The 22,014-nt window shown below is 66.8% G+C and carries 20 protein-coding genes and 1 tRNA gene; 9 read left to right on the top strand and 12 right to left on the bottom strand.

The features are described from left to right. Positions 1–27 precede the first annotated feature (27 nt). Positions 28–103 (bottom strand) — tRNA-Lys (locus tag JNL31_RS04420). Positions 104–198: 95 nt separating this feature from the next. Between JNL31_RS04420 and dapF the strand changes: the two genes are divergently transcribed. Both dapF and mtaB read left to right on the top strand, forming a co-directional pair. Then, complete coding sequence (gene dapF / locus JNL31_RS04415) at positions 199–1,038, top strand: diaminopimelate epimerase (protein WP_294970491.1); 840 nt, start codon at positions 199–201, stop codon at positions 1,036–1,038. A 17-nt stretch (positions 1,039–1,055) separates the two neighbouring features. Next, a complete protein-coding gene (gene mtaB / locus JNL31_RS04410) occupies positions 1,056–2,306 on the top strand; it encodes a tRNA (N(6)-L-threonylcarbamoyladenosine(37)-C(2))-methylthiotransferase MtaB (RefSeq protein WP_294970535.1) in 1,251 nt (416 codons plus the stop codon). Positions 2,307–2,712: 406 nt separating this feature from the next. Here mtaB and JNL31_RS04405 read toward each other — a convergent pair whose 3' ends face one another. The 8 genes from JNL31_RS04405 to pyrF all read right to left on the bottom strand — a co-directional run bounded on the left by JNL31_RS04405 (position 2,713) and on the right by pyrF (position 10,686). Next, entirely contained in the window at positions 2,713–3,759 is a 1,047-nt protein-coding gene (locus JNL31_RS04405; RefSeq protein ID WP_294970489.1) for a DUF1513 domain-containing protein, read from the bottom strand. After that, positions 3,759–4,715: an imelysin family protein gene (locus JNL31_RS04400; RefSeq protein ID WP_294970487.1), complete on the bottom strand. Its 957-nt coding sequence runs from the start codon at positions 4,713–4,715 to the stop codon at positions 3,759–3,761. The genes JNL31_RS04405 and JNL31_RS04400 overlap by 1 nt, the downstream gene beginning before the upstream one ends. Continuing rightward, on the bottom strand, positions 4,715–6,223 hold the full coding sequence (locus tag JNL31_RS04395; RefSeq protein ID WP_294970485.1) for a di-heme oxidoredictase family protein: 1,509 nt from the start codon (positions 6,221–6,223) through the stop codon (positions 4,715–4,717). Before JNL31_RS04395 ends, JNL31_RS04400 begins: the two co-directional genes overlap by 1 nt. A gap of 699 nt (positions 6,224–6,922) precedes the next feature. Further along, positions 6,923–7,462 carry a hypothetical protein gene (locus tag JNL31_RS04390; RefSeq protein WP_294970483.1) on the bottom strand — a complete coding sequence of 180 codons (540 nt, stop codon included), beginning with the start codon at positions 7,460–7,462 and terminating at the stop codon, positions 6,923–6,925. Between the two features lie 234 nt (positions 7,463–7,696). After that, the gene (gene bfr, locus JNL31_RS04385; protein ID WP_294970481.1) at positions 7,697–8,182 is read right to left on the bottom strand and encodes a bacterioferritin; all 486 of its coding nucleotides are present in this window, start codon (positions 8,180–8,182) and stop codon (positions 7,697–7,699) included. 161 nt (positions 8,183–8,343) lie between these two features. Beyond that, positions 8,344–8,592, bottom strand: a complete 249-nt coding sequence (locus JNL31_RS04380; protein WP_294970479.1) for a bacterioferritin-associated ferredoxin — start codon at positions 8,590–8,592, stop codon at positions 8,344–8,346. 4 nt (positions 8,593–8,596) lie between these two features. Next, complete coding sequence (locus tag JNL31_RS04375; RefSeq protein ID WP_294970476.1) at positions 8,597–9,847, bottom strand: imelysin family protein; 1,251 nt, start codon at positions 9,845–9,847, stop codon at positions 8,597–8,599. 134 nt (positions 9,848–9,981) lie between these two features. Continuing rightward, positions 9,982–10,686, bottom strand: a complete 705-nt coding sequence (pyrF, locus tag JNL31_RS04370) for an orotidine-5'-phosphate decarboxylase (protein ID WP_294970474.1) — start codon at positions 10,684–10,686, stop codon at positions 9,982–9,984. 75 nt (positions 10,687–10,761) lie between these two features. Here pyrF and JNL31_RS04365 point away from each other — a divergent pair, with 75 nt between their 5' ends. The 4 genes from JNL31_RS04365 (at position 10,762) to JNL31_RS04350 (ending at position 14,126) form a co-directional block, all read left to right on the top strand. Next, the gene (locus JNL31_RS04365; protein WP_294970472.1) at positions 10,762–11,631 is read left to right on the top strand and encodes an ROK family protein; all 870 of its coding nucleotides are present in this window, start codon (positions 10,762–10,764) and stop codon (positions 11,629–11,631) included. Further along, entirely contained in the window at positions 11,622–12,416 is a 795-nt protein-coding gene (locus tag JNL31_RS04360; protein ID WP_294970470.1) for a copper homeostasis protein CutC, read from the top strand. Before JNL31_RS04365 ends, JNL31_RS04360 begins: the two co-directional genes overlap by 10 nt. Before the next feature lie 9 nt (positions 12,417–12,425). Next, positions 12,426–13,199, top strand: a complete 774-nt coding sequence (locus JNL31_RS04355; RefSeq protein ID WP_294970469.1) for a hypothetical protein — start codon at positions 12,426–12,428, stop codon at positions 13,197–13,199. Positions 13,200–13,301: 102 nt separating this feature from the next. Next, on the top strand, positions 13,302–14,126 hold the full coding sequence (locus JNL31_RS04350; RefSeq protein WP_294970467.1) for a hypothetical protein: 825 nt from the start codon (positions 13,302–13,304) through the stop codon (positions 14,124–14,126). Here the strand turns inward: JNL31_RS04350 and JNL31_RS04345 are convergent. Next, positions 14,123–14,560: a hypothetical protein gene (locus tag JNL31_RS04345; protein ID WP_294970465.1), complete on the bottom strand. Its 438-nt coding sequence runs from the start codon at positions 14,558–14,560 to the stop codon at positions 14,123–14,125. The two genes, JNL31_RS04350 and JNL31_RS04345, sit on opposite strands and share 4 nt — an antisense overlap. Before the next feature lie 295 nt (positions 14,561–14,855). Between JNL31_RS04345 and clpB the strand changes: the two genes are divergently transcribed. After that, positions 14,856–17,471, top strand: a complete 2,616-nt coding sequence (gene clpB, locus JNL31_RS04340) for an ATP-dependent chaperone ClpB (RefSeq protein WP_294970463.1) — start codon at positions 14,856–14,858, stop codon at positions 17,469–17,471. A gap of 72 nt (positions 17,472–17,543) precedes the next feature. On the opposite strand, the gene JNL31_RS04335 is transcribed toward clpB, so the two are convergent. After that, positions 17,544–18,080: a hypothetical protein gene (locus JNL31_RS04335; RefSeq protein WP_294970461.1), complete on the bottom strand. Its 537-nt coding sequence runs from the start codon at positions 18,078–18,080 to the stop codon at positions 17,544–17,546. A gap of 106 nt (positions 18,081–18,186) precedes the next feature. Then, positions 18,187–19,692: a caspase family protein gene (locus tag JNL31_RS04330; protein WP_294970459.1), complete on the bottom strand. Its 1,506-nt coding sequence runs from the start codon at positions 19,690–19,692 to the stop codon at positions 18,187–18,189. Between the two features lie 365 nt (positions 19,693–20,057). On the opposite strand from JNL31_RS04330, the gene msrP reads away from it, so the two are divergent. Together msrP and msrQ are read left to right on the top strand one after the other, a co-directional pair. Then, positions 20,058–20,960, top strand: coding sequence for a protein-methionine-sulfoxide reductase catalytic subunit MsrP (gene msrP, locus JNL31_RS04325; RefSeq protein ID WP_294970458.1), 903 nt, complete (start codon positions 20,058–20,060; stop codon positions 20,958–20,960). Beyond that, positions 20,960–21,568 carry a protein-methionine-sulfoxide reductase heme-binding subunit MsrQ gene (gene msrQ, locus JNL31_RS04320; RefSeq protein ID WP_294970457.1) on the top strand — a complete coding sequence of 203 codons (609 nt, stop codon included), beginning with the start codon at positions 20,960–20,962 and terminating at the stop codon, positions 21,566–21,568. The genes msrP and msrQ overlap by 1 nt, the downstream gene beginning before the upstream one ends. Positions 21,569–22,014 lie beyond the last annotated feature (446 nt).

Here is a 22,014-nt window from a genome sequence, read left to right as displayed (position 1 = left end):
GTCGCAGGACCCGGGCCTTTCTGTGGGTGGTGAGCCGGACAGGATTCGAACCTGTGACCCGCTGATTAAAAGTCAGCTGCTCTACCAACTGAGCTACCGGCCCCACGAGGCGGCTGATTAGGCAAGCCGGGGACGGGGGTCAAGGGCAAAAGCATGCGGCACTGGCAAATCTTGGGCCGCGGGCGTATATGCCGGGGCATGAAGGACATGACTCCCCGGACCGGCCTGCCGTTCATGAAAATGCACGGCGCGGGCAATGACTTCGTGGTGATCGACTCGCGCGGGCGCGGGGCGGTGATGACGGCCGGGCTGGCCCGCGCGCTGGGCGACCGGAACCGCGGCGTGGGCTTCGACCAGTTGGCCGAGATCACCGATGCAGACGGCGCGGATTTCGGGCTGGTGTTCTGGAACAGCGACGGCTCGCAGGCCGGGGCCTGCGGCAATGCCACCCGCTGCGTGGCGGACTATGTGATGCGCGGTATCGGGGCCGAAGAAGCCTCGCTAGTTACGGCGCGGGGCGGTCTCAGGGCCGAGCGGCTGGCAGATGGCCGGGTCGCGGTGAACATGGGGCAGCCGCAGCTTGACTGGCGCGAGGTGCCCTTGGCGCGCGAGGTCGACGCGCTGCACCTGCCGCTTCCGGGCGATCCGGTGGCCGTCGGCATGGGCAACCCGCATTCTGTGCGTTTCGTCCCGGATGCCGAGGCGGTGGACCTTGTGGCGGTGGGTGCGGGCCATGAGCATGACCCGCTGTTCCCGCAGCGCACCAATGTCGAGTTTGCCTCGCTGCTTGGTCCCGACCACCTGCGGATGCGGGTCTGGGAGCGGGGGACGGGGATCACGCTCGCTTGTGGCTCCGGCGCCTGTGCGACAGCGGTCGCGGCGCACCTGCGTGGCCTGACCGGGCGGCATGTGGTGCTGGAGGCGGATGGTGGCACGCTGGAGGTTGACTGGCGTGACGATGGCGTCTGGCTGACCGGGCCGGTGGCGCGAGTCTTCGACGGGGTGCTGTCGCCCGAGTATATCGCGGCCAACAGATGAACGCACCCACCCGCCCCGTGAAGCCCCCGGTCTTCGCGACCCTTGGGTGTCGCCTGAACGCCTATGAGACCGAGGCGATGAAGGAGTTGGCGGCGGCGGCGGGCCTGTCGGAAGCGGTCATCGTCAACACCTGCGCGGTGACGGGCGAGGCGGTGCGGAAGGCCAAGCAGGAAATCCGGCGGCTGTCGCGGGAGAATCCGGGGGCGGCAATCATCGTCACCGGCTGCGCGGCGCAGACCGAGCCGGAGACTTTCGCGGCAATGCCCGAAGTGACGCGGGTTGTCGGCAACCACGAGAAGATGCAGGCCGAGACCTGGAAGGGTATCGCGGCCCCGGGCCTGATCGGCGCGACCGAGCGGGTGCAGGTCGACGACATCATGTCGGTCAGGGAAACCGCGGGGCATCTGATCGACGGCTTCGGGCGGCACCGGGCCTATGTGCAGGTCCAGAACGGCTGCGACCATCGTTGCACCTTCTGCATCATCCCTTATGGCCGGGGCAATTCGCGATCGGTTCCGGCGGGGGTGGTGGTCGAGCAGATCAACCGGCTGGTCGACAGGGGCTTCAACGAGGTGGTGCTGACCGGCGTGGACCTGACCTCATGGGGGGCCGACCTGCCGGGAGAGCCGCGGCTGGGCGATCTGGTGCGCCGGATCCTGAAGCTGACGTCGGTTCCTAGGTTGCGGATTTCCTCGATCGACAGCATCGAGGCCGACCCGGCGCTGATCGAGGCGATCGCGACCGAGTCGCGGCTGATGCCGCACCTGCATCTCAGCCTGCAGGCGGGGGATGACCTGATATTGAAGCGAATGAAGCGGCGGCATCTCAGGGACGACGCGATCCGGTTCTGCGAGGAGGTGCGCGCCTTGCGGCCGGAGATGGTCTTCGGGGCCGACATCATCGCGGGGTTCCCGACCGAGACCGAGGCGATGTTCCAGCGGTCGCTGGATCTGGTTCGGGATTGCGGGCTGACCTTCCTGCATGTCTTTCCCTTTTCGCCCCGCAAGGGCACCCCGGCGGCGCGGATGCCGCAGGTCAGGGGCCCGGAAATCCGGGAGCGGGCGGCGCGGCTGCGGGCCTTGGGGCACGAGGTCCTTGGGCGGCATCTGGTGGCCCAGGTCGGGCAGACCCACCGGGTCCTGACCGAGGGGCCGCGGGTCGGACGGACCGAGCAGTTCACCGAGGTCGCCTTCGCGGCGGACCAGCCGGAGGGGGCGATCCGGGAAATCCGCATCGCGGGGCAGGACGGGGCGCGGCTCTTGGCGTGACCTGTCCACGGTGGACAGATTTTTCGGGCATTTGAAATCAACGGCTTGTGCGCGGGCGTTAGGGGTTTGGCAAGGATTTCGGGCGGGGTGCCGAGGGACGGGCGCCTTTCAAAGTGAGCGCTGGCGCGCAAGCCTCTTGTCTCGCCTCTGGCGCAAGCGCCAACCGGCTCGGTTGTCGGGGGCGCTTCGCCCCCCGAACCCCCTGAGGATATTTGGTGCCAGGTGAAAGGGGTTGGGGGCCGGAAGTGGCGAGCGATGTCGTCCGCGCACAGGGGAACATGACAGGAAGCGCGTGGGCAGAGTACCCATCCTGCGGCGGCGGAGAGGCTTGCAGGGTGGATGCCGATCCACCGTTCGAGCAGGATGGTTCCCGCAGGATGGTGGGTTTCACCCACCCTACAGGGGCTCAGGTCAACGCGACGAGGTGGTTGTCCCACTGGGTTTCATCGGTGCCGAGCGGGGTGAGACCCTCATCGTCGACGGACCAGATCGCGCCCTGACCGTCGGTCACGGTGAAAGCCCCCGACGCCGTGGCCGCGCCGCAGAGGTCGGCGCGCAGATGCGTGGCGACAGGACTGCCGCCCGCGTCGAAGAGCATCAGCGCGCCCCCTTTGGGCGAGGTAATCAGGATGCGGTCCGTCGTGGCGGCGACGGAGCCTGCGTAGCCCTGCATCGTGAAGGCCTCGGCTTCGCGCGGGGGGCAGAGGACTGGCGGCTGCCCCGGGGTCCAGAGGCCAAGCTGCGGCACGGGTTCCGCCGGGTCGCCCTCCCATTGCATGGCGAAGGCAATGCTGTCGCCTTGCAGCGCAAGGTGGCGGATCGAGTTCTGGTGCAGGTCTGGCAGGTCGATCTGGTCGATCAGGGCGCCATCCTCGGCCAGCAGCGTCAGGTTCGGCCGCATGTCCGGGATGTTCAGCTTGGTCCGGTCCACAGGATCGGTCTGGATACCGCCGTTCGCCACCACGAGACGGCCATCGGCGAGACGTTTCACCTCATGCGGGCCGATGCCGTGGCTGGGCCAGTCGGTCAGCCGCGTGTAACGGGCGGTGTCCCAGAGCCCGATCCGACCCTCGGACGTGTCTGCGACGACCTCGGAGGTCATCAGGAGGGAGCCATCCGGCGAATAGGCGCCGTGGCCGTTGAACTGCATCCCCTCGGGCGGGGTCAGGCGGTGGCGGATCTCGCCGGTGGCGCAGTCGAGCACCAGGGCGAAGGTACCGGGGCGGCGCGCGAAGGCGACGGCCTCGGCCCGGGTCGGATGTGCGGCGGCGGCATGGCCGCGCCCGGGCAAAGGCAACTGGAAGAGCGAGGCGCCGGTGACGGACAGCCCGTGCAGGAAATAGTCCTCGCCGCGCTTCCCGGCGGCCAGGAAGGCGGGGGCGCCGACATCGGCCCAGGTCAGGCGGGGGGCAAGCGTCGCGGCGAAGCTGGCAAGGAAGGTGCGGCGCTGCATCAGTCACCATCCTGCGAATTGAAGCCAAGCTCGACGCCAAGCGCCGGGCCGATTTCGGCAATCGCGGTGTCGCGGGTGGCGCGGATGGCCTGTTGCAGGATTTCCAGCTTCAGCCAGGCCTGCGGGTCGGTGATGTGGTCGAGCAGGGGATCGTTCAGCGTCTCGGACAGGCCGATCGCATGGTCGAAGGCGGCCTGGGTCTTTGCGCTGTCGGGGTCGAGCCGCAGGGCAAGGTCGCGCAGCGCCTTGAGCGACAGGGTGATGTTGGCCAGCGCCCGGCCCGAGGCGATGCCTTCGGCGAGATCGGGGCGCGGTTTGTCGAAGGTGCCGAGGGGGCGGCCGATGCGGCGGTCGGCCACGAACTCAAGCCCGGTGGCAAGCTGGGTGAACAACGCCTGCGTCGCCTCCTTCTCGGACAGGTAGCGATCATTGCCGGGCTGGCCCGCCGTCATGAGAAGATCGCCGAACCCGCCCCATTCGTTGTCCAGCACGGCGGCGGCTCGGGACAGGTCGTTCGCGGTGGCCTCGATCAGCGGGCAGGGATCCGCAGGGAGCGTTTCGGCCGGATAGAGCAGGCGTTCAAGTCCTGCGAGGCCGCGCGCGGCGACCGATTGCTGGGCCATGGCCTCGGTGGTCAGGGCCGCGGGATCGCCGACGAGGAGCGCGGTCTGCGCCTTGGCGCCGAGGCGCTTGGGATCGGGCCAGAACAGGATGGCAAGCGAGCGGCCCTCGTCTTCGGCCGGTCCGAGATGGAGGTGCTCTACCGCAAGCCAGGCGTCATAAGTGGCCTGGAAGGCGCTCCGCAAGGTTTCGGTGTCGCAGCTGTCGATATCGGCCAGGCGTCCGGCGGCTTCGTCGAAGGCGGCATAGCCGGGCCGGGCATGGTCGCGCACCACGGCGGCGGTGTCGGCAGCGACCGGGCCGGCAAGGGCGAGCGACAGGAAGAGGATACGCATCAGAGGCTTCCCAGGAAGGCAAGGAGGGCCTCGCGGTCCTCGGTGGTCATTGCTGCGACGGCGTCGCGCTGGGATTGTGCCTCACCGCCGTGCCAGAGGATAGCCTCGATCAGGCTGCGGGCGCGACCGTCGTGCAGGAATTCGCTGTGACCCGAGACCTGTTCGGTCAGCCCGATGCCCCAAAGCGGTGCGGTCTTCCATTCGCTGCCGGTGGCGCGGCCCTCCGGGCGGTTGTCGGCCAGGCCTTCGCCCATGTCGTGCAGGAGAAGGTCGGTATAGGGCCAGATCAGCTGGAAGCTCTGCTCCGGCTGGTCCTTGAGGCGGTTGGTGACGTATTTCGGCGTGTGGCAGGACTGGCAGCCGGTGGTGTAGAACAATTCCTTGCCCTTCAGCACCTTGGGGTCGTCGACACCGCGCCGTTCCGGGACGCCAAGGTTGCGGGCATAGAAGGTGACGAGGTCGAGGCTGGGGCCGTCGACTTCCAGCCCGTCGCGGATGCCGGGTTCCTGGCCGTGGGGGGCGTCGATGCAGGTCTGTTCGCCCTTGGTGCAGTCGCCCCAGGGGTCGGGGTGGAGCACGGTGGAGAGGCCCATGTCGCCGGCGAAGGCCCCGGCGGATTGTTCCTTGACGGTCGGGGCGCCGCCCTTCAGGCCGAAGCGCCCGAGCATGGGGGTGGCGAATTCGACGGAGGGGACGATCTGCGGGCGACCGGAGATGCCGTCGCCGTCAGTGTCGTCGGGATCGGCCTTGGCGAGGATGTCGGCGGCGGGGATGGCCTCCAGAAGCCCGAGGCCGATCATCTGGGGGGCGACACGGGGCGAGAGCATGATGTCCGGCGCCGGGGCACCGTAGGCGGGGTCGGCGAAGACGTAAGCGGGGGTGCGGAGGTTGACCACGGTGCCGTCGCCCAGGGTGACGGGGGTTTCTGTCCAGGTCACGTCCATCCGGCCTTCGGCGGCATGGCCGGGGGCGGCGAGGTCCTGCAGCTGGCCGCCATAGGTCGGGTCGGGCGAGGTGGCGATCCAGTCGGCGATGCCTTCGGGGGCTGGGCCGCCGGGGACGGAGAGGCGGAGGAACATCGAGACGCGGCTGGCGTCGGGGGTGGGAGGGGTATGGCCGCGACCGTCCTTCAGGTGGCAATCCTGGCAGCCGCGGGCATTGTAGAGGGGACCGAGGCCGTCGGAGGCGGCCGTGGAGGAGGGGGCGGCGACCCAGGTCTTGCGGAAAAGCGCGTTGCCGAGCTTGAAGTCCATCTCGCGCTCGAAGGCCATGTTGGCGGAGTGCTGGCTGAAGGCGTCGGCGGTGGCGATGTCGCGGACGGTGGCGGCACCGCCGGGGTTGGCCTCGAAGGGTTCGGGCTTGGTGAAATCGGCGGGTGGGGCGAGGACTTTGGCGATCTTCGCGCTGTCCTTGTCGGTGCGGGGCAGGACGGGGAGGTGGCGGTCATCCAGGTCCTGGGCCAGGACGGGGGCGGCGATCAGGCAGATGAGAGCGGTGGCGAAACGCATGGTGGGCTCCTTTGCCGGGAGATAGCGCCGCTTTTCCGAGCGTTTCAATCGGAAAATAAGGCTGCGGCGGGGGGTCGCAGGGGGTGTTTCACGATCTTGGGGGGTGGCGTCGGGGCGGCGGAGAGTTCGGTGCGTTAGATCAAGAGGTTGGCCGAAGGATTTACGTATGGAAACCGTATGGAATGCGTCTGGAAAGCGGCCATACGTGCGTAGGGGGACTTGGGCGTTAACCATTCGGAGCGAATCGGAATCTGGCGCGATGCCCCCCACCCCCGGCCCCTCCCCACGGTGGGGGAGGGGAGGCGCTTGGGGCTGGCCGTCGGGACGGGCGGGGGGGCGTCGTGTGGGCGGCGGCGGTTCGCAAATTGAGCGCTGACGCGCAAGCCTTTCTCTCGCCTCTGGCCTTGCGGCCAACCGGCTCGGGCGAAGGGCCTCCGGCGGGGATATTTGGGGACAGGTGAAAGGTAGGGCTGGGCGCATGGTGTGGACGGGTCTTGCGCCGGGCGATTTGGGATCAAGGCGGGTCTGGCCCGGTGGTGAGGGTCGGGTGAGACCCGCGTTTGGCCCGGTTCACCGAGGGGAGAGCGGGCTGGCGGCCGACTTGCAAGAGTGTCGGTGAGGAATGGTGCGTGAAATTGCGCGCCCGTGCTCATCGGTACGGCTGAACAGCGTCAAGGACTCAGTGAACAGATAACAATCCTACCATCCGGGTCGCGTCCCTATCTGCCTTCCATGGAGGTCGTAGATTCGCGTCACTTCCAGCGGTGCTGCGCGATCACCACCAGATCCGTAAATCGTCAGCATTCCACCGCATCCCGGATGCTGGATACCCAAGGATCGAATCCGCGTGTCGTCGGAACCACCATCGTCAGGGGTCACGAGCGGCGCTACGTTCGCGCTGCCGCAGGAAAGGCAAACGGGCTTGCGCTGCAACGCGATGACTTTCTCCGCCACTGCAAGCCCCTTGCTGCGTGCCATCATGCCCACGTCATCAACTCCGTAGTTCCTGGTGAGCTTACGCCAATAGCTGCCAAGGCGTTTCCGCGCCTCGGCCAGAACAGCCGGTTCCGGAAACTCCTCCATTGCGACAACGCATTCGCAATTCTTGCAGACCGCAAGTTGTCGGCTGAACCAGTATTCCTCGCTGCCGTCCGACCAGACAAACTTTCCTGCTGTCACCAAGCTGGTTTCAGCATAGCCGCAGCGCTCACACTCAATGGTCTCATAGGATACCGACATCTTCTTGCGCCTCGCGGGGGCATCGAGCGAACATTCACGCGGATACTTGATCTCAAGATGGTTCGCACTTCGGCGACCTGCCTCGGCGTCCGGTGCCAGGAATGGTCTTTGCGGCAGGCGGAGAGGGGGAGGGCGAGGACGAACACCGGATCGTCAAAGGAAATGCCCGGCTATCGCGCCAGGCATTCGAATGGGTGGTCGATGGCATGGTGGGTTGGCACCCAGCCAACCGCGCTATTCCGCCTTGCTGGCAGGTTTGGCGTTGAGGAGGCCGTAGCGTTCGGCGCCGAGTTTGTCGAAGAGGCCGATCTGGGTTTCGAGGAAGTCGATATGGCCTTCCTCGTCCGCGATCAGGTCGTCGAAAAGCGCGCGGGAGACGTAGTCGCCGACCTTGTCGCAGTGCTGCCGCGCCTCGATGTAGAGGGTGCGCGCGTCGTATTCCCCGGCGAGGTCGCATTCCAGGGTCTCGCGGATCGACTGGCCGATGCGCAGGGAGTCGAGCTTCTGCAGGTTCGGGTGGCCTTCCAGAAAGATGATCCGTGCAATCAGGCGGTCGGCGTGATGCATCTCCTCGATCGATTCGGCCCGCGACTTGTCGGCGAGGTGACCGAAGCCCCAGTCTTCCTGAAGCCGATAGTGCAGCCAGTACTGGCTGACGGCAGTCAGCTCTGACCGGAGCGCAGAGTTGAGAAATTCGATGACTTTCGCGTCGCCCTTCATGGCCGGATCCTTTCGCGCTGTGCGGGGCTGACCCTGGCTGGGGCGGTGCTGCCTGGCTGGAGTCGAGGCGAAGTTAGGCCGATCCAGCCGCCCTGTCCAGCGCGACAGGGGTGCGGAGGCGGGATTTCCCTGCCTTTCCAGAAGTTTATAGAAAAACTAGGCTATTCTGCGGCAATGATCCTCGGGCGGCGCAGCACCGGGACCGCATCCTTGCCAGGCACGCGAAAATTCTCGTTCGCGCGCATGGTGTTGAGAAACAGGGGCATGCACCCCCCGCAATCGGCGCGCTTGCCGAGCGCGTGGTAGATCTTGCCGGGAGTGATCACCGTGTCGGCATCGGCTGCGCGCATCCAGTCCACCGCCGCGCGGATGTCGTGATCGGTGATGGACTGGCAGTGACAGACGATCATGGCATCACTGGAAGACGGCGTTGGGGTTGTCGAGGCTGTCGGAGCCTTCGAATTCGACCTTGGAGAGGCCAAGCGCGGTGACGGCGCGGTCGACCGAGGCGGTCTGGGTGACGAGCGCGCTGACGGCGCCCATGATCAGCGCCTCGCCTTCGGCGTTGCCGGGGGCGATCAGCGTGTCATAGGTCTTGCCCGCGTCGCCCGCGTCCTTCACCGCCTGAAGGGCAGCGACCGAGGCGTCGAGTTCGGCTTTCAGTTGCGTGTCCACGGCCGGGTCGGCGGCGGCGACCAGTTCGGAGAGCGACGGGCCCTGGACGGTGCTGCCATCGGTCCGGGTGTAGGAGCCGAGATAGACGTTCCGGATGCCGAGGCCATCGTAGAAATGGCTGTTGTGGGTGTTGTCCGAGAAGCAGTCATGCTCTTCCTCGGGGTCGTTGAGCATCAGGCCAAGCTTCATCCGCTCGCCGCCAAGCTCGCCGTAGGAGAGGCTGCCCATGCCGGTCAGCATGGCGAGGATGCCTTTCTGCGGGTCGGCGGTGACGGCGGCGCGGGCGGGGCCGTCTTCATCCCAGTTGTCGACCATCTCGGTCAGGTCGCTGACCAGGAGGTCGGTCGCGGACTGGAGATAGGCGGCGCGGCGGTCGCAGTTGCCGTTCGTGCAGGCGTCCCCAGCGGCGTAGTCGGTATAGGGCCGGGCGCCCGCGCCGGGGTTGGTGCCGTTCAGATCCTGGCCCCAGAGCATGAATTCGATGGCATGATAGCCCGAGGCGACGTTGGCCTCGATCCCGTCGGCCTCGTGCAGGGTGCCGGAAATCAGCTCGGGCGTGATCGTGCTGGCGTCGATCTCCCTGCCGGATAGGGTGAATTTCGGCGTTGCGATGACGTTCAGCGTGGCCAGCGCGTTTTCCTCGTTGCCGTAGTCGCCCGAGGTGTAGTCGATCAGGCCTTCGTCCAGCGGCCAGGAGTTCACCCGGCCTTCCCAGTCGTCGACGATCGGGTTGCCGAAGCGGAAGGCTTCGGTCTGCTGGTAGGGAATGCGGGCGGCTTTCCAGGCGTCACGGGCGGCTTGCAGGGTTTCGTCCGAGGGCGTGGCGATCAGCGCGGCGACGGTGACTTGCAGGGTCTGCGCGGTAGTCAGGCTGTCCTGGTAGCCGGCAAGGGCCATGTCGGCATAATGGCTGACCACTTCGTCCGGGGTGGTGGCGAAGGCGGGGGCGCAAAGCGCGGTCGACAGGGCCAGGGCGGACAGATAGCGCATCAGGAAACCTTTTCAGTCGGGATTTCCCTTTCTCTGACCAAATTGCTCGGATTTGTAAAGGCTGATTCTTTTGATCGGGCAATTCGCCGCAAGTGGCAGCGAGGGCGATGTTCGGGATATTTCGTCGGAAAATCCTAGGCTTGACGGGGCGGTAGCTCGCCGGTGATCGCGCGGGCAGCGGCGGCGGGATCTTTCGCCTGCCAGACGGGTCGGCCGACGACGATGTGGTCGGCCCCGTCGGTGATCGCCTGGTGCGGGGTGGCGATGCGTTTCTGGTCGCCCGTCGCGGCCCCCGCAGGGCGGACGCCGGGGGTGACGATCAGCTTGCCCTTCGCCTCGGGCAGGGCGCGGATCATCGCGGCCTCTTGCGGCGACGCGATCACACCGTCGGCCCCGGCAGCCAAGGCGCGGGCGGCGCGTTCGAGGGTGATCTGGTGGATGTCGCCGGGTTTGATCAGGTTCGCGTCCAGGTCGGCGCGGTCGAGCGAGGTGAGGACGGTCACGGCGAGGATCTTGAGGTTTGTGCCGCCTTTGCCGGTGGCGGCGGCGGTCACGACCTGAGGGTCGCCGTGGACGGTGAGGAAGTCAAGGTCGTATTGCGCAAGGCCCCGGACGGCGGCTTCGATGGTGGCACCGATGTCGAAGAGCTTCATGTCGAGGAAGATGCGCTTGCCCTGCTCGTGCTTGAGTTCGTTTGCCAGTGCGAGACCGCCGCCGGTCAGCATGCCGAGGCCGATCTTGTAGAAGCTGGCCTCCTCGCCGATGCGGGCGACGAGTTCGAGGCCCTGCACCACGTTCGGCACGTCGAGGGCGACGATCAGGCGGTCATCTGCGGTCATGGGGGCCTCCGGGTTTGGGGCGGTTTGACGGGGCGGGGTCAGCCTGTCAAGACTGGCGGAAAATCGGGGTGAGGCATGATCCTGGCATTCGACATCGGTGGCAGCCGGATCAAGGCGGCGGTCTGGGACGGAGCATTGCGACCACTGGGGGAAGTGGCGACTCCGCTGGGTGACGAGGCGGCGTTCACGGCGGCGGTGGCGGGGTTCGCGACCGGGCGCGAGACGGGAATCGCGATTTCCATTGCCGGGGTGGTCGATCCTGCGACGGGCGTGGGGAAGGTGGCGAATATTCCGGCGATTGACGGGCGGCGGCTCGGGCCGGAGGTTCAGGCGGCGACCGGCCTACCGGTCAAGGTCTTGAATGACGCCGACAGTTTTGCGCTGGCCGAGGCGATGCAGGGCGCGGGGCGGGGGCATGGCTCGGTCTTCGGGGTGATCCTGGGGTCGGGCGTCGGCGGCGGGTTGGTGATCGGCGGGCAGGTCGTGACCGGGGCGGGGGGCTATGCCGGGGAATGGGGGCACGGGCCGGTGATCCGGGGCGAGTTCGCCTTTCAATGCGGCTGCGGGCAGGTGGGCTGCGTGGATACCGTCGGGTCCGCGCGTGGGCTGGAGCGGCTGCATCGGAAGCGCACGGCGGAACTGCTGGGGGCGGAGGCGATCATCACCAACTGGATCGCGGGCGAGGCGGAGGCGGGCGAGACCATGGCGCTGTGGCGGGACCTGGTGGCGGGGCCCCTGGCGATGGTGGTGAACGTGGTGGGCGCCGATGTCGTGCCGGTCGGCGGCGGGCTGAGCCGCGCGCCGGGGCTGGTCGGCTATCTGGACGAGGCGGTGCGGGTGCGGATTTTGCGGCGGACGAAGGGGCCCTTGCTGGTGCCTGCGGAATGCGGGGCGGATGCGGGGCTTCTCGGCGCGGCGATGGCGGGGGTGGCGGCATGGGGGTGAGGCTGGAGGTCTGCGTCGATACGGCGGAGGGGCTGGCGCAGGCGGTCGCCGGAGGGGCGGAGCGGATCGAGTTGTGCGCGGCGCTGGCGCTGGGCGGGCTGACGCCCTCGGCGGGGTTGATCGGGCTGGCCGCGGAGTGTGGGGTGCCCGTTGTCGCCATGATCCGACCCCGCGCGGGGGATTTCGTCTGGTCCAAGGCGGAAGTCGGGATGATGGAGGTGGAAATCGGCGCGGTTCGCGCGGCCGGTCTGGCGGGGGTGGTGCTCGGGGCCTCGTTGCCGGACGGGCGGCTGGACGGGACGGTGCTGCGGCGGCTGGTGGCGGCTGCGGTGGGGATGGAGGGTCGTCGATTTCTTCAAAGAAATCGGACCGGAGCCTTTGAAGGCTCCGAAGCGGAATTTTCAATAATTCCGGCGCCTCTGGAACTGGTCCTGCACCGCTGCATCGACCTGGCGCCGGACATGAGCGCGGCGCTGGAGGATGCGGTGGCGCTGGGCTTTCACCGCGTCCTGACCTCGGGCGCAGAGGTTACGGCGGAGAAAGGCGCGGCGCGGATCGCGGCGCTGGTGAAACAGGCTGCGGGGCGGATCACGGTGATGCCGGGGTCGGGGGTGACGCCCGTCAATGCGCCGCAGTTGAAAGCGCTTGGCATCACCGAGATACATGCCTCATGTTCGGCCACGATCCCGGTCACGGGCCGGGCGGTCGAGATGGGTTTTGCGCCTGCCCTGTGGCGGCAGACTGACGCGGATGCGGTGCGTGCCCTGAAGACGGCGTTGGAATAGGAGCGGGCGATGGAGTTGAGGCTGGATTACGACCGCCCGGAGGAGGGTCCGGGGTCGGGGCCGCTGACCGTGGGCTGGTTCCTGGCGCAGGACAAGGGCGCGGTGCTGTATGACCCGCCGGAGCGTGTGGTGATCCGCCCGCCGAACAAGGCGCACGCCAAGTCGGCCAGCCGCTGTCCGGCGGTGATCCAGCTGGAAAGCCGGTATTTCATGGTGAAATGCCCGTTCGATCTGCACATCGGGTTCCAGCGCGACGACAAGGGCAAGCCGGTGCTGGTGAACCGGGCGGGGGCGTCCTCGCCGATCCGGTCCTCGAAGCTGAACGAAGTGCTGACGCTGGTGAGCGAGGCGGAATGGCGTTTCCCCGACCGCCCGACGATCCAACTGCACCTGCCCTACTATTTCGTCGCCGACGAGATGGTCTACCTGACCCAGCTGGCGGCCTTTGCGCATTACCGGCCCGATCCCCTGCCCGGCACGATCTTCGGCGGGCGCTTCCCGATCTCGATCTGGCCGCGGCCCCTGATGTGGGCCTTTGAATGGCACGAGCCGAAGAAGGACCTGATCCTGAAGCGGGGCGAGCCGCTGTTCTATGTGCAGTTCGAGGGAATGGATCCGTCGCGGTCGGTGCAGGTGGTCGAGGCGGAGCGGACGGCGGAATTGCAGGCCTATCTGGAGAAGGTCTCGGGCGTGGTGAACTACGTCAACCAGACCTTCTCGCTGTTCAAGGCGGCGGAGGGGCTGCGGCCGAAGAGGCTGTTGGTTGCGAAATCCCGGGAGTAGACGCCTCTGGTCGGCCGCCGGGGGACTTCGCGTCCCCCGGACCCCCTGCGGGATATGTGCGCCAGTATGAAAGCGCAATTTTAGTTGAATTGGAGGCAACCCGTGCGCAGCATCATCGAGACCTATGAGGTCGCCTCGGGCAAGGTGCGCGAGGTGCTGGCGGTCGAGGGGCGGATCGAGGCGCCGAACTGGGCGCCGTCCGGCGACTGGCTCCTGGTGAACGGCGAGGGGCGGTTGTTCCGGGTGCCGCTGGACAAGCCCGCGCTGGTGCCGGTGGACGCGGGCGCGGCGGTCAAGTGCAACAACGACCACGGGATCAGCCCGGACGGGGCGGCGATCATCCTGTCCTCGCATCATGAGGGCGAAGGGTCGCAGGTCTATGTGATGCCGGTCTCTGGCGGGGAGCCGGTGAGGGTGTCGCCTGGCAGCCCAAGCTGGTGGCATGGGGTCTCGCCCGACGGGCGGGTGCTGGCCTATGTCGCGGCGCGGGGCGGGTCGCGCGTGATCGACGTCTACACGCTGGTCCCGGGGGCGGAGGAGAAGCGGCTGACCATGGGCGAGGGGCATTGCGACGGGCCGGATTTTTCGCCGGACGGGGAGTGCATCTTTTACAACTGCGACCGCACGGGGCATGCGCAGATCTGGGTGATGAGCGCCGATGGTTCGGCGCAGCGGCAGTTGTTCGAGGATCAGTTCGTCAACTGGTTCCCGCATCCCTCGCCGGACGGGCGGCAGCTTCTGTATCTCGCGTATCCGCCGGGGACGACCGGGCATCCGGCGGACCTGGAGGTGGCGCTGGTGCTGTGCGACCCCGAGGGTGGCAACCGGCGGCGGGTGCGGGAGTTCACCGGCGGGCAGGGGACGATCAACGTTCCCTCGTGGGCGCCGGATTCCAGCGCCTTCGCCTATGTGCGCTACGAGCCCTAGGCCGGGCGCAAGCCGCTGAGGCCCTTCGGGGCCTTCGGCTTCGGCGCCTCTGGAAGCGGCAGGTCGACGGCGGCGAGCACGGGTTGCAGGTGGCGCGGGTCGCCCCAGACCGAGATGTAGACCTCGGGCGGGTAGCCGTTGGCCAGATGCTCGGGCGTCAGGTCGATGATCCGGACGCGCAGGTCGTCGCCATGGGCAAGCGAGGGGGCGATGATCTCTTCCGCCACTGGACCCAGGTGGCCGACCAGCCCTTCGCGGTGATGCGGGATGACACCGAGGATCGGCTTCCTCAGCCGGGCGAAGACGCCGATCCGCCCATCGGACAGCCGGTCGAGCCGGGCGGCGTCACCGATGGACAGGCCGGTGCGGGAGACATGGATCGCCAGGCCCTCGACCGGGGCCTTGTGGATCAGGGGGAGTTTGGCGTCGCTCATGCCTTGGGCCTTTCGTCTTCGGAAGCACCGAGGATGGGGAGGTGCCGCGACAGGATGCAAGGCAAGGTTGCGCTGTCGGACAAGGGCCAGCCCGATACCGCCGATGCGTGCGGCGTGGATCGGCAAGGAAAGGCCGATCTCATGGCCCTGCGCCGGGTTTTCGCGCAGTGTGGTTTTTGCGCAAGCGGGGATTGCAAAGAAAGCGGGCCACGCCCAAGTGAGGGTCAAGGCCTTGAGCGGTGGGCTGGAAACCCGGGCACCGCAGGCAAGGCGCTTCATGAAAGGGGAATGACCGATGAATTTGGAGAAATTCACGGAACGGTCGCGCGGCTTCCTTCAGGCGGCCCAGACCATCGCGATGCGGGAAAGCCACCAGCGCGTGCTGCCCGACCATCTGTTGAAAGCCTTGATGGATGACGACCAGGGGCTGGCCGCGAACCTGATCCGCAAGGCGGGCGGTTCGCCAGAGCAGGTCAATGCGGCGGTGAATGCAGCACTTGGCAAGCTGCCCAAGGTCACGGGCGGGGACGCGCAGACCTATATCGACCCGCAACTGGTGCGGGTGCTGGACGAGGCGGAAACCGTGGCCAAGAAGGCCGGGGACAGTTTCGTTCCGGTTGAACGCCTGCTGACGGCGCTGGCGCTGGTGAACACGCGGGCGAAGGATGCGCTGACGGCGGGGGCGGTGACGGCCCAGGGGCTGAATTCCGCGATCAACGAGGTCCGCAAGGGGCGGACGGCGGATTCGGCTTCGTCGGAAGACACGATGGAGGCCCTGAAGAAATATGCCCGCGACCTGACGGAAGCCGCGCGGGACGGCAAGATCGACCCGATCATCGGCCGGGATGAAGAGATCAGGCGCGCGATGCAGGTGCTGTCGCGCCGGACGAAGAACAACCCGGTGCTGATCGGCGAACCCGGTGTCGGCAAGACCGCCATCGCCGAGGGGCTGGCGCTGCGCATCGTGAATGGCGACGTGCCCGAATCCCTGCGCAACAAGAAGCTGATGGCCTTGGACATGGGTGCCCTCATCGCGGGCGCCAAGTATCGCGGCGAGTTCGAGGAGCGGCTGAAGGCGATCCTGAAGGAGATCGAGGCGGCGGCGGGCGAGATCATCCTCTTCATCGACGAGATGCACACGCTGGTCGGCGCCGGGAAGTCCGAAGGCGCGATGGACGCGGCCAACCTGATCAAGCCGGCGCTGGCGCGCGGTGAGCTGCACTGCATCGGCGCGACCACGTTGGACGAATACCGCAAGCACGTCGAGAAGGACGCGGCGCTGGCCCGCAGGTTCCAGCCGGTCTTTGTCGAGGAGCCGACGGTCGAGGACACGATCAGCATCCTGCGCGGGATCAAGGAAAAATACGAGATGCACCACGGGGTGCGGATCACCGACGCGGCGCTGGTCGCGGCGGCGACCCTGTCGCACCGCTACATCACCGACCGCTTCCTGCCCGACAAGGCCATCGACCTGGTCGATGAAGCCGCCAGCCGGTTGCGGATGGAGGTGGACAGCAAGCCCGAGGAGCTGGATGCGCTGGACCGGCAGATCCTGCAGTTCCAGATCGAGGCCGAGGCCTTGAAGAAGGAAGACGACGCGGCGTCCAGGGACCGGCTGGAAAAGCTGGAGAAGGAGCTTGCCGACCTGCAACAGAAATCGGCCGAACTGACCGCCAAGTGGCAGAACGAACGGGCGAGCCTGGAAGCTGCGCGTGGGCTGAAGGAGCAGCTTGACCACGCCCGGGCCGAGCTTGACCAGGCCAAGCGCGAAGGCAACTTCGCCAAGGCCGGGGAGTTGCAGTATGGCCGCATCCCGGAGCTGGAGAAGCAACTGGGAGAGGCCGAGGGCCGCGAGGGCGAGGCGCTGGTCGCCGAGGCCGTGCGCCCCGAGCAGATTGCCGAGGTGGTGGAACGCTGGACCGGCATCCCGACGACCAAGATGCTGGAAGGCGAGAAGGAGAAGCTTCTCAAGATGGAAGAGGAGCTGGGGCGCCGGGTGATCGGCCAGCGGGCAGCGGTGGAAGCCGTGTCCAAGGCCGTGCGCCGGGCCCGTGCCGGGCTGTCGGACGAGAACCGTCCGCTCGGGTCGTTCCTGTTCCTGGGGCCCACCGGCGTCGGCAAGACCGAACTGACCAAGGCCCTGGCCGAATACCTGTTCGATGACGACAATGCGATGGTTCGGATCGACATGTCGGAGTTCATGGAGAAGCACTCGGTAGCCCGGCTGATCGGGGCCCCCCCCGGCTATGTCGGCTATGACGAAGGCGGCGTGTTGACCGAAGCCGTCCGCAGGCGGCCCTATCAGGTTGTCCTGTTCGACGAGGTGGAAAAGGCGCATCCCGACGTGTTCAACGTGCTTCTGCAGGTGCTGGACGATGGTCGCCTGACCGACGGTCAGGGCCGGACGGTGGACTTCAAGCAGACGCTGATCATCCTGACCTCGAACCTCGGGGCGCGGGCGCTGAGCGAATTGCCGGAAGGCGCCGACGCCAGCGCCGCGAAGGCCGAGGTGATGGAAGCGGTCCGGGCGCATTTCCGGCCCGAGTTCCTGAACCGCCTGGACGAGCAGATCATCTTCGACCGGCTGAACCGGGCGGATATGTCGGGGATCGTGGAGATCCAGCTGAAGCGCCTGGAACAGCGGCTTGCCGCGCGGAAGATCACGCTGGACCTTGATGCCACGGCGAAGGCCTGGCTGGCGGACGAAGGCTACGATCCGGTCTTCGGCGCACGGCCGCTGAAGCGGGTGATCCAGCGCCAGTTGCAGGATCCGCTGGCGGAAATGCTGCTGGCCGGGGAAATCCTGGACGGCAGTGTGATCCGCGTCACGGCGGGGCCGGAGGGGCTGATCATCGGCGACCGCGTGGTGCAAAGTCGGCGCGAGCGTCCGCAGTCGGCTGTGGTGCATTAAGAGAGGCGTGGGCGGATCGCCCACCCTACCGAAACGTAGGGTGGGCAGTTCTGCCTACGGCGCCCTTTCAGTTCAGGCCGAGCGCAGGATCACCAGGTTGTCTTCGACGGCTGCCGCCACATCGGTGTAGGCCTGCGTCCGACGGGCCGGGTCGCCGCCCGATCGGATGATGATCAACTCGGTTTCCTTCACCACCGCGGCGGCCTCGGCGGCGGCCTCGTCGGCGAAACCCTCCTTGACGGCGCGCACCGGCGGCAACCGTTTGGCCATGGGCTTGTGGCCTTCGCGCAGGCGAAGGGGCGGGGCCATGTCGTCCTCATATTTCGTGACGATGGCATCGAGCTTTCCGGCCGCATCCAGCATCGCCGTCTTGATCGGCAGGTAGTCACCGGAGTCCGGCAGATTTGCCGCGACTTTCAGGTAATAGAGCCGGAGGCAGTCGATCCGGTAGCGCAGGTCGATGCGCGCGTCGCAGGTCTTGTCGGCACCTTGCAGGATCTTGACGATCGCCTTGGTGACGTTGGTGTTGACGATGTGAGCCGGGTGCGGGCTGCCATCCTGACAGGAAATGCGGAGCAGGCCGACCGAAAGATCGAGATCCGGTGGCACGGACTCGACTTCCGGTTCAAGACAGTCTGCCCTTGCGGCACCTACCGGGAGCAAGAAGAGGAGGCCGAGAGCGAATAGAAATGCGGTCAGGATTGATTTTGTCATTTCAGTTCTCCGTTTCAAAAATACCGTAAGCTGCAAGGATCGCCCGCCGGGTGCCTGGACCAAACGAACCGTCCACCTTGCCGTCATAGAGCCCCTTTTCAGCCAGGGTGGCCTGCAGGTCGGCCCAGGTTTCCTTCGGGAACTTGTCGGCGTTGTTCAGAAGCCCATCCAGCGCCAGCTCGCTGCCGCCGCGCAGGGCGCGATACAACAGGTCGGCGGCGTCCTTCGGGCCAAGGTCCGGAACCAGACCGTTGGCGGCGAAGGAGGCCACGTTGAACATTGCCTCGGTATGGCCCTGCGCGGCGGCCTCGCGGAAGAGCGCGAGAGCCGCGTCGCGGTCGACCGGCAGGCCAAGTTCGCCGGTGAAGTGGAAATAGCCCATGTCGTTCAGGGCGGCGGGAATCTTCGCCTCTGCCGCCTCCTCGTACAGCTTCAGTGCGCGGGCGGGGTCGGGGTCGACGCCGATCCCGCCCTCCAGCACCTTGGCCAGCCGGTACTTCGCATCCGGGTCGCCCGCCGCCACCGCTTTCTCCAGCAGTGCCTGCGCCGCCTGTGGATCGTAGTCGGTGCCTTGCCGGTCAAGCTTGGCCAGCGCCAGCCCGACGATGGAACGGGTGTCCCCGGCCGCGGCCGATTTCTCCAGGCTCGCGCGGTCGGCATCCACGACGCGCTGCCAGGCAATGGCCAGATCCTCGACCCCCGGTTCTGCCGCTCCGGTGCTGGCGTCCGCAGTCAGATAGAAGGGCTCACCCGGCAGCGAGCCATAGGTTGCGGGTTCCTGCCGGTTGTCGGTCGCGGCAAGGACGTCATCGCGCACCTGGCGAAAGAGAAGGCCGATCTCGACATTCGGCTTCACCATGTTGGCGCGCAGCGCGATGTTGAACGGGCTGTTCGCGCCCCTTCCATCCAGCGCCACCTCGCCGTCCCGCGCGGCATAGGCGACAAGCGTGCCACGGTCGGGCGAGGGGGCGGCGAGCCCGCCCTTGCCGGTGGTCAGGCCCTTGGCGACCTCGGGGTCACGCAGGTCGATCACGTCGGGCAGTGGATTGTTGCGGCAACTGTCGAGGATCAGGATCGACATCTTCCGGGCACCGTCGAGGGCCGCGAGCATCTGGTCCATCGTGACCGAAGCGGTGACGATGTCCCGCGCCTCGCTGATCTTTGCGTCGACCGGGAACAGGAAGGTGGTTCCCTGGACGGAGACGCCATGCCCGGCGAAGTAGATCAGCGCGATGTCGGCGGTTTCGGCCTCGAAGGCGAACTTGTCCAGCGCGGCGAGGGCTTCCTCCTTCGTGGCGTCCATCCGGACATCGACGTCGAAGCCGATGTCCTCCAGCGTCTTCGCCAGCGCGCCCGCGTCGCTGATCGTGTTCCGCAGCGCGGTGACGTTCTGGTAATTGGCCATGCCGAAGACGAGCGCCACCCGATCCTTCGCCCGGGTTTCGGCCAGGGCAGCGCTGACCAGCAGCAGAAGGCAGAGCGGCAGGGCGATCAGTCGGCGGAACATGGCGGGATCCGGGGCCGAAAGTGACGTTGGGTCAAAGGCTACGCCCAATTCCCGCATGCGGCAAAGGCCAAACCGTGAGCGGCCCGTCAAAAGCGCGTGGCCTCTGGGTCGGAAAGGGTGACTTGACGCGGGATCGGGCACGGGCGGATGCGTGTGGCGGGTGCAGGCTGCGGTGTCATGCTTGACGAATCGTGAATGCCCGCGGCCAAACGGTTGATTCCATTTGCGCCGCCCCGCCTGTCCTGCGTGGACAGCCGCTACCGGCGCGCGCAATGTTTCAACCGTCTGGCGCAGACGTGAGGCGGATTGTTTTGCCTTTCATTCAAGATGGCGCATCCTTGGCGAAACCCGCATGGAGCAAGCCGATGCGCCGCCTGACCTGGTCCGATGTGACTCCGAAACCGCTCTGGCTGAACCGCCGCCAGCTGATCGCCGGGGCCGCCGCGCTGGCTGCGACGCCCGCCATGGCCCGGATCGAGGCCGCACCCAGCAAGTATTCGACCGGTGACGCGCCGAATTCGCTGGAAGACATCACGACCTACAACAACTTCTACGAATTCGGCACCGGCAAGAGCGACCCGTCGGACTATGCAGGCAGTCTGACCGTGGACCCCTGGTCGGTCGTGATCGACGGAATGGTCGACCGGCCCGGCACCTATGATCTCGCCGACCTGGTCAAGGGTCAGCCGCTGGAGGAACGCATCTACCGTTTCCGCTGCGTCGAGGCCTGGGCGATGGTCATCCCCTGGATCGGCTTCGAGCTGGCGGGGCTTCTGAACCGCGTGGGCGTGCAGTCCGACGCGAAATTCGTGGCCTTCGAAACGCTGCTGCGGCCGGAAGAAATGCCGGGCCAGGCCTCGCCCTTCATCGACTGGCCCTACCGCGAGGGGCTGCGGCTGGACGAGGCGATGCATCCGCTGACGATCCTGGCGACCGGGCTTTACGGCGAGGCAATGCCGAAGCCGAACGGCGCGCCGATCCGGCTGGTGGTACCGTGGAAATACGGGTTCAAGTCGATCAAGTCGATCGTGCGGATCAGCCTGGTCGACAAGATGCCGCAAACCACCTGGAACATGCTGCAACCGAACGAGTACGGCTTCTATTCCAACGTGAACCCAGCCGTCGACCATCCGCGCTGGAGCCAGGCCTCGGAACGCCGCATCGGCGCCGGGCTGTTCGGTGGACGGCAGGATACGCTGATGTTCAACGGCTATGAGGCCGAGGTGGCGTCGCTGTATGCCGGGCAGGACCTCAAGGTCGACTACTGATGGACTGGCTGAACCGGCAGGCACGACGGGTCCCGACCTGGGTGGTCTATGTCCTGGGGCTGGTGCCCCTGGGCTTCCTGGTCTGGGGCGCGATCTTCGGTGGCATCGGTCCCGACCCGGTCAAGGCGATCGAGCGGGGGCTGGGCCTGCGCGGTTTGCAGTTCCTGCTGGCGTCGCTCGCGATCACGCCTCTGCGGCGGGCGGGGCTGAACCTGCTCCGGTTCCGCAGGGCGCTCGGGCTGCTCTCCTTCATCTATGTCAGCCTGCACCTTGTGGCCTGGGTCTGGCTCGACATGGGGCTGCGCTGGGGCGAGATGGCGGGCGACCTGACCAAGCGGCCCTTCGTGATCCTGGGGATGATCGGATTCGCGGCGATGATTCCCCTGGCCGCGACCTCCTGGAATGGGGCGATCCGCAGGATGGGGGCGGCGGCCTGGAACCGGCTGCACCGGCTGGCCTATGTGGCGATTCTGGCCGGCGTGATCCATCTGGCGCTGTTGTCCAAGGTGTGGACGACGGAAATCCTCGTCTACCTCACGCTCGGCCTTGGCCTGCTGGCGCTGCGGCTGCTGCCCAAGGCCCGCCCGCGCCGTCCGGCCGCGGCCTGAACCGTTCCGGCAAGGCTGCCAAGGCAAGAATATTGCCGCCGTGCCGCGTTGATTGTGGGGTTTCTTGCGCCAACCACCAGATTTTGCGCTGTTTTCCGCCATCTGCGAAAATTTTGCGAGGAACGCGTTTTTTGCTCTTGCGGGCGCCGCGGCCTCTCCGTAAATACCCCCTCACCGAAGCGGAGACGCGACGGTGACGGACGGAAGCGGCTGGCGACGGAAGCGGAAGTTCGGAAAATCTGAAGGCAAGGCGCGAAGGGATACGCCAAGGAATTGGCGGATCGCACGTTTTTTGTCTGACGATGGCTCTTTGAAATTTGAATGAATGAAGGGATATGCGGGCGGTTTGGGCGCATCGGCGTCGGAGACGCGCATATCGGCTCACTAGGGAAGTTCCTGCGAGGGGATGGACCGATGATGTGAGTGTCAGCTTCACTACTTGTGGG

The sequence above is a fragment of the Tabrizicola sp. genome (genome assembly GCF_016792905.1).
Classification (GTDB): domain Bacteria; phylum Pseudomonadota; class Alphaproteobacteria; order Rhodobacterales; family Rhodobacteraceae; genus Tabrizicola.
This window is presented reverse-complemented; position numbering and strand designations above follow the sequence as displayed.

Bases quoted from the DNA above. Each gene is read 5' to 3' on its own strand.
- dapF (WP_294970491.1), top strand. From the start codon at position 199: ATGAAGGACATGACTCCCCGGACCGGCCTGCCGTTCATGAAAATGCAC.
- JNL31_RS04405 (WP_294970489.1), bottom strand. From the start codon at position 3,759: ATGCAGCGCCGCACCTTCCTTGCCAGCTTCGCCGCGACGCTTGCCCCC.
- JNL31_RS04400 (WP_294970487.1), bottom strand. From the start codon at position 4,715: ATGCGTATCCTCTTCCTGTCGCTCGCCCTTGCCGGCCCGGTCGCTGCC.
- JNL31_RS04395 (WP_294970485.1), bottom strand. From the start codon at position 6,223: ATGCGTTTCGCCACCGCTCTCATCTGCCTGATCGCCGCCCCCGTCCTG.
- JNL31_RS04390 (WP_294970483.1), bottom strand. From the start codon at position 7,462: ATGTCGGTATCCTATGAGACCATTGAGTGTGAGCGCTGCGGCTATGCT.
- bfr (WP_294970481.1), bottom strand. From the start codon at position 8,182: ATGAAGGGCGACGCGAAAGTCATCGAATTTCTCAACTCTGCGCTCCGG.
- JNL31_RS04380 (WP_294970479.1), bottom strand. From the start codon at position 8,592: ATGATCGTCTGTCACTGCCAGTCCATCACCGATCACGACATCCGCGCG.
- JNL31_RS04375 (WP_294970476.1), bottom strand. From the start codon at position 9,847: ATGCGCTATCTGTCCGCCCTGGCCCTGTCGACCGCGCTTTGCGCCCCC.
- pyrF (WP_294970474.1), bottom strand. From the start codon at position 10,686: ATGACCGCAGATGACCGCCTGATCGTCGCCCTCGACGTGCCGAACGTG.
- JNL31_RS04365 (WP_294970472.1), top strand. From the start codon at position 10,762: ATGATCCTGGCATTCGACATCGGTGGCAGCCGGATCAAGGCGGCGGTC.
- JNL31_RS04360 (WP_294970470.1), top strand. From the start codon at position 11,622: ATGGGGGTGAGGCTGGAGGTCTGCGTCGATACGGCGGAGGGGCTGGCG.
- JNL31_RS04355 (WP_294970469.1), top strand. From the start codon at position 12,426: ATGGAGTTGAGGCTGGATTACGACCGCCCGGAGGAGGGTCCGGGGTCG.
- JNL31_RS04345 (WP_294970465.1), bottom strand. From the start codon at position 14,560: ATGAGCGACGCCAAACTCCCCCTGATCCACAAGGCCCCGGTCGAGGGC.
- clpB (WP_294970463.1), top strand. From the start codon at position 14,856: ATGAATTTGGAGAAATTCACGGAACGGTCGCGCGGCTTCCTTCAGGCG.
- JNL31_RS04330 (WP_294970459.1), bottom strand. From the start codon at position 19,692: ATGTTCCGCCGACTGATCGCCCTGCCGCTCTGCCTTCTGCTGCTGGTC.
- msrP (WP_294970458.1), top strand. From the start codon at position 20,058: ATGCGCCGCCTGACCTGGTCCGATGTGACTCCGAAACCGCTCTGGCTG.
- msrQ (WP_294970457.1), top strand. From the start codon at position 20,960: ATGGACTGGCTGAACCGGCAGGCACGACGGGTCCCGACCTGGGTGGTC.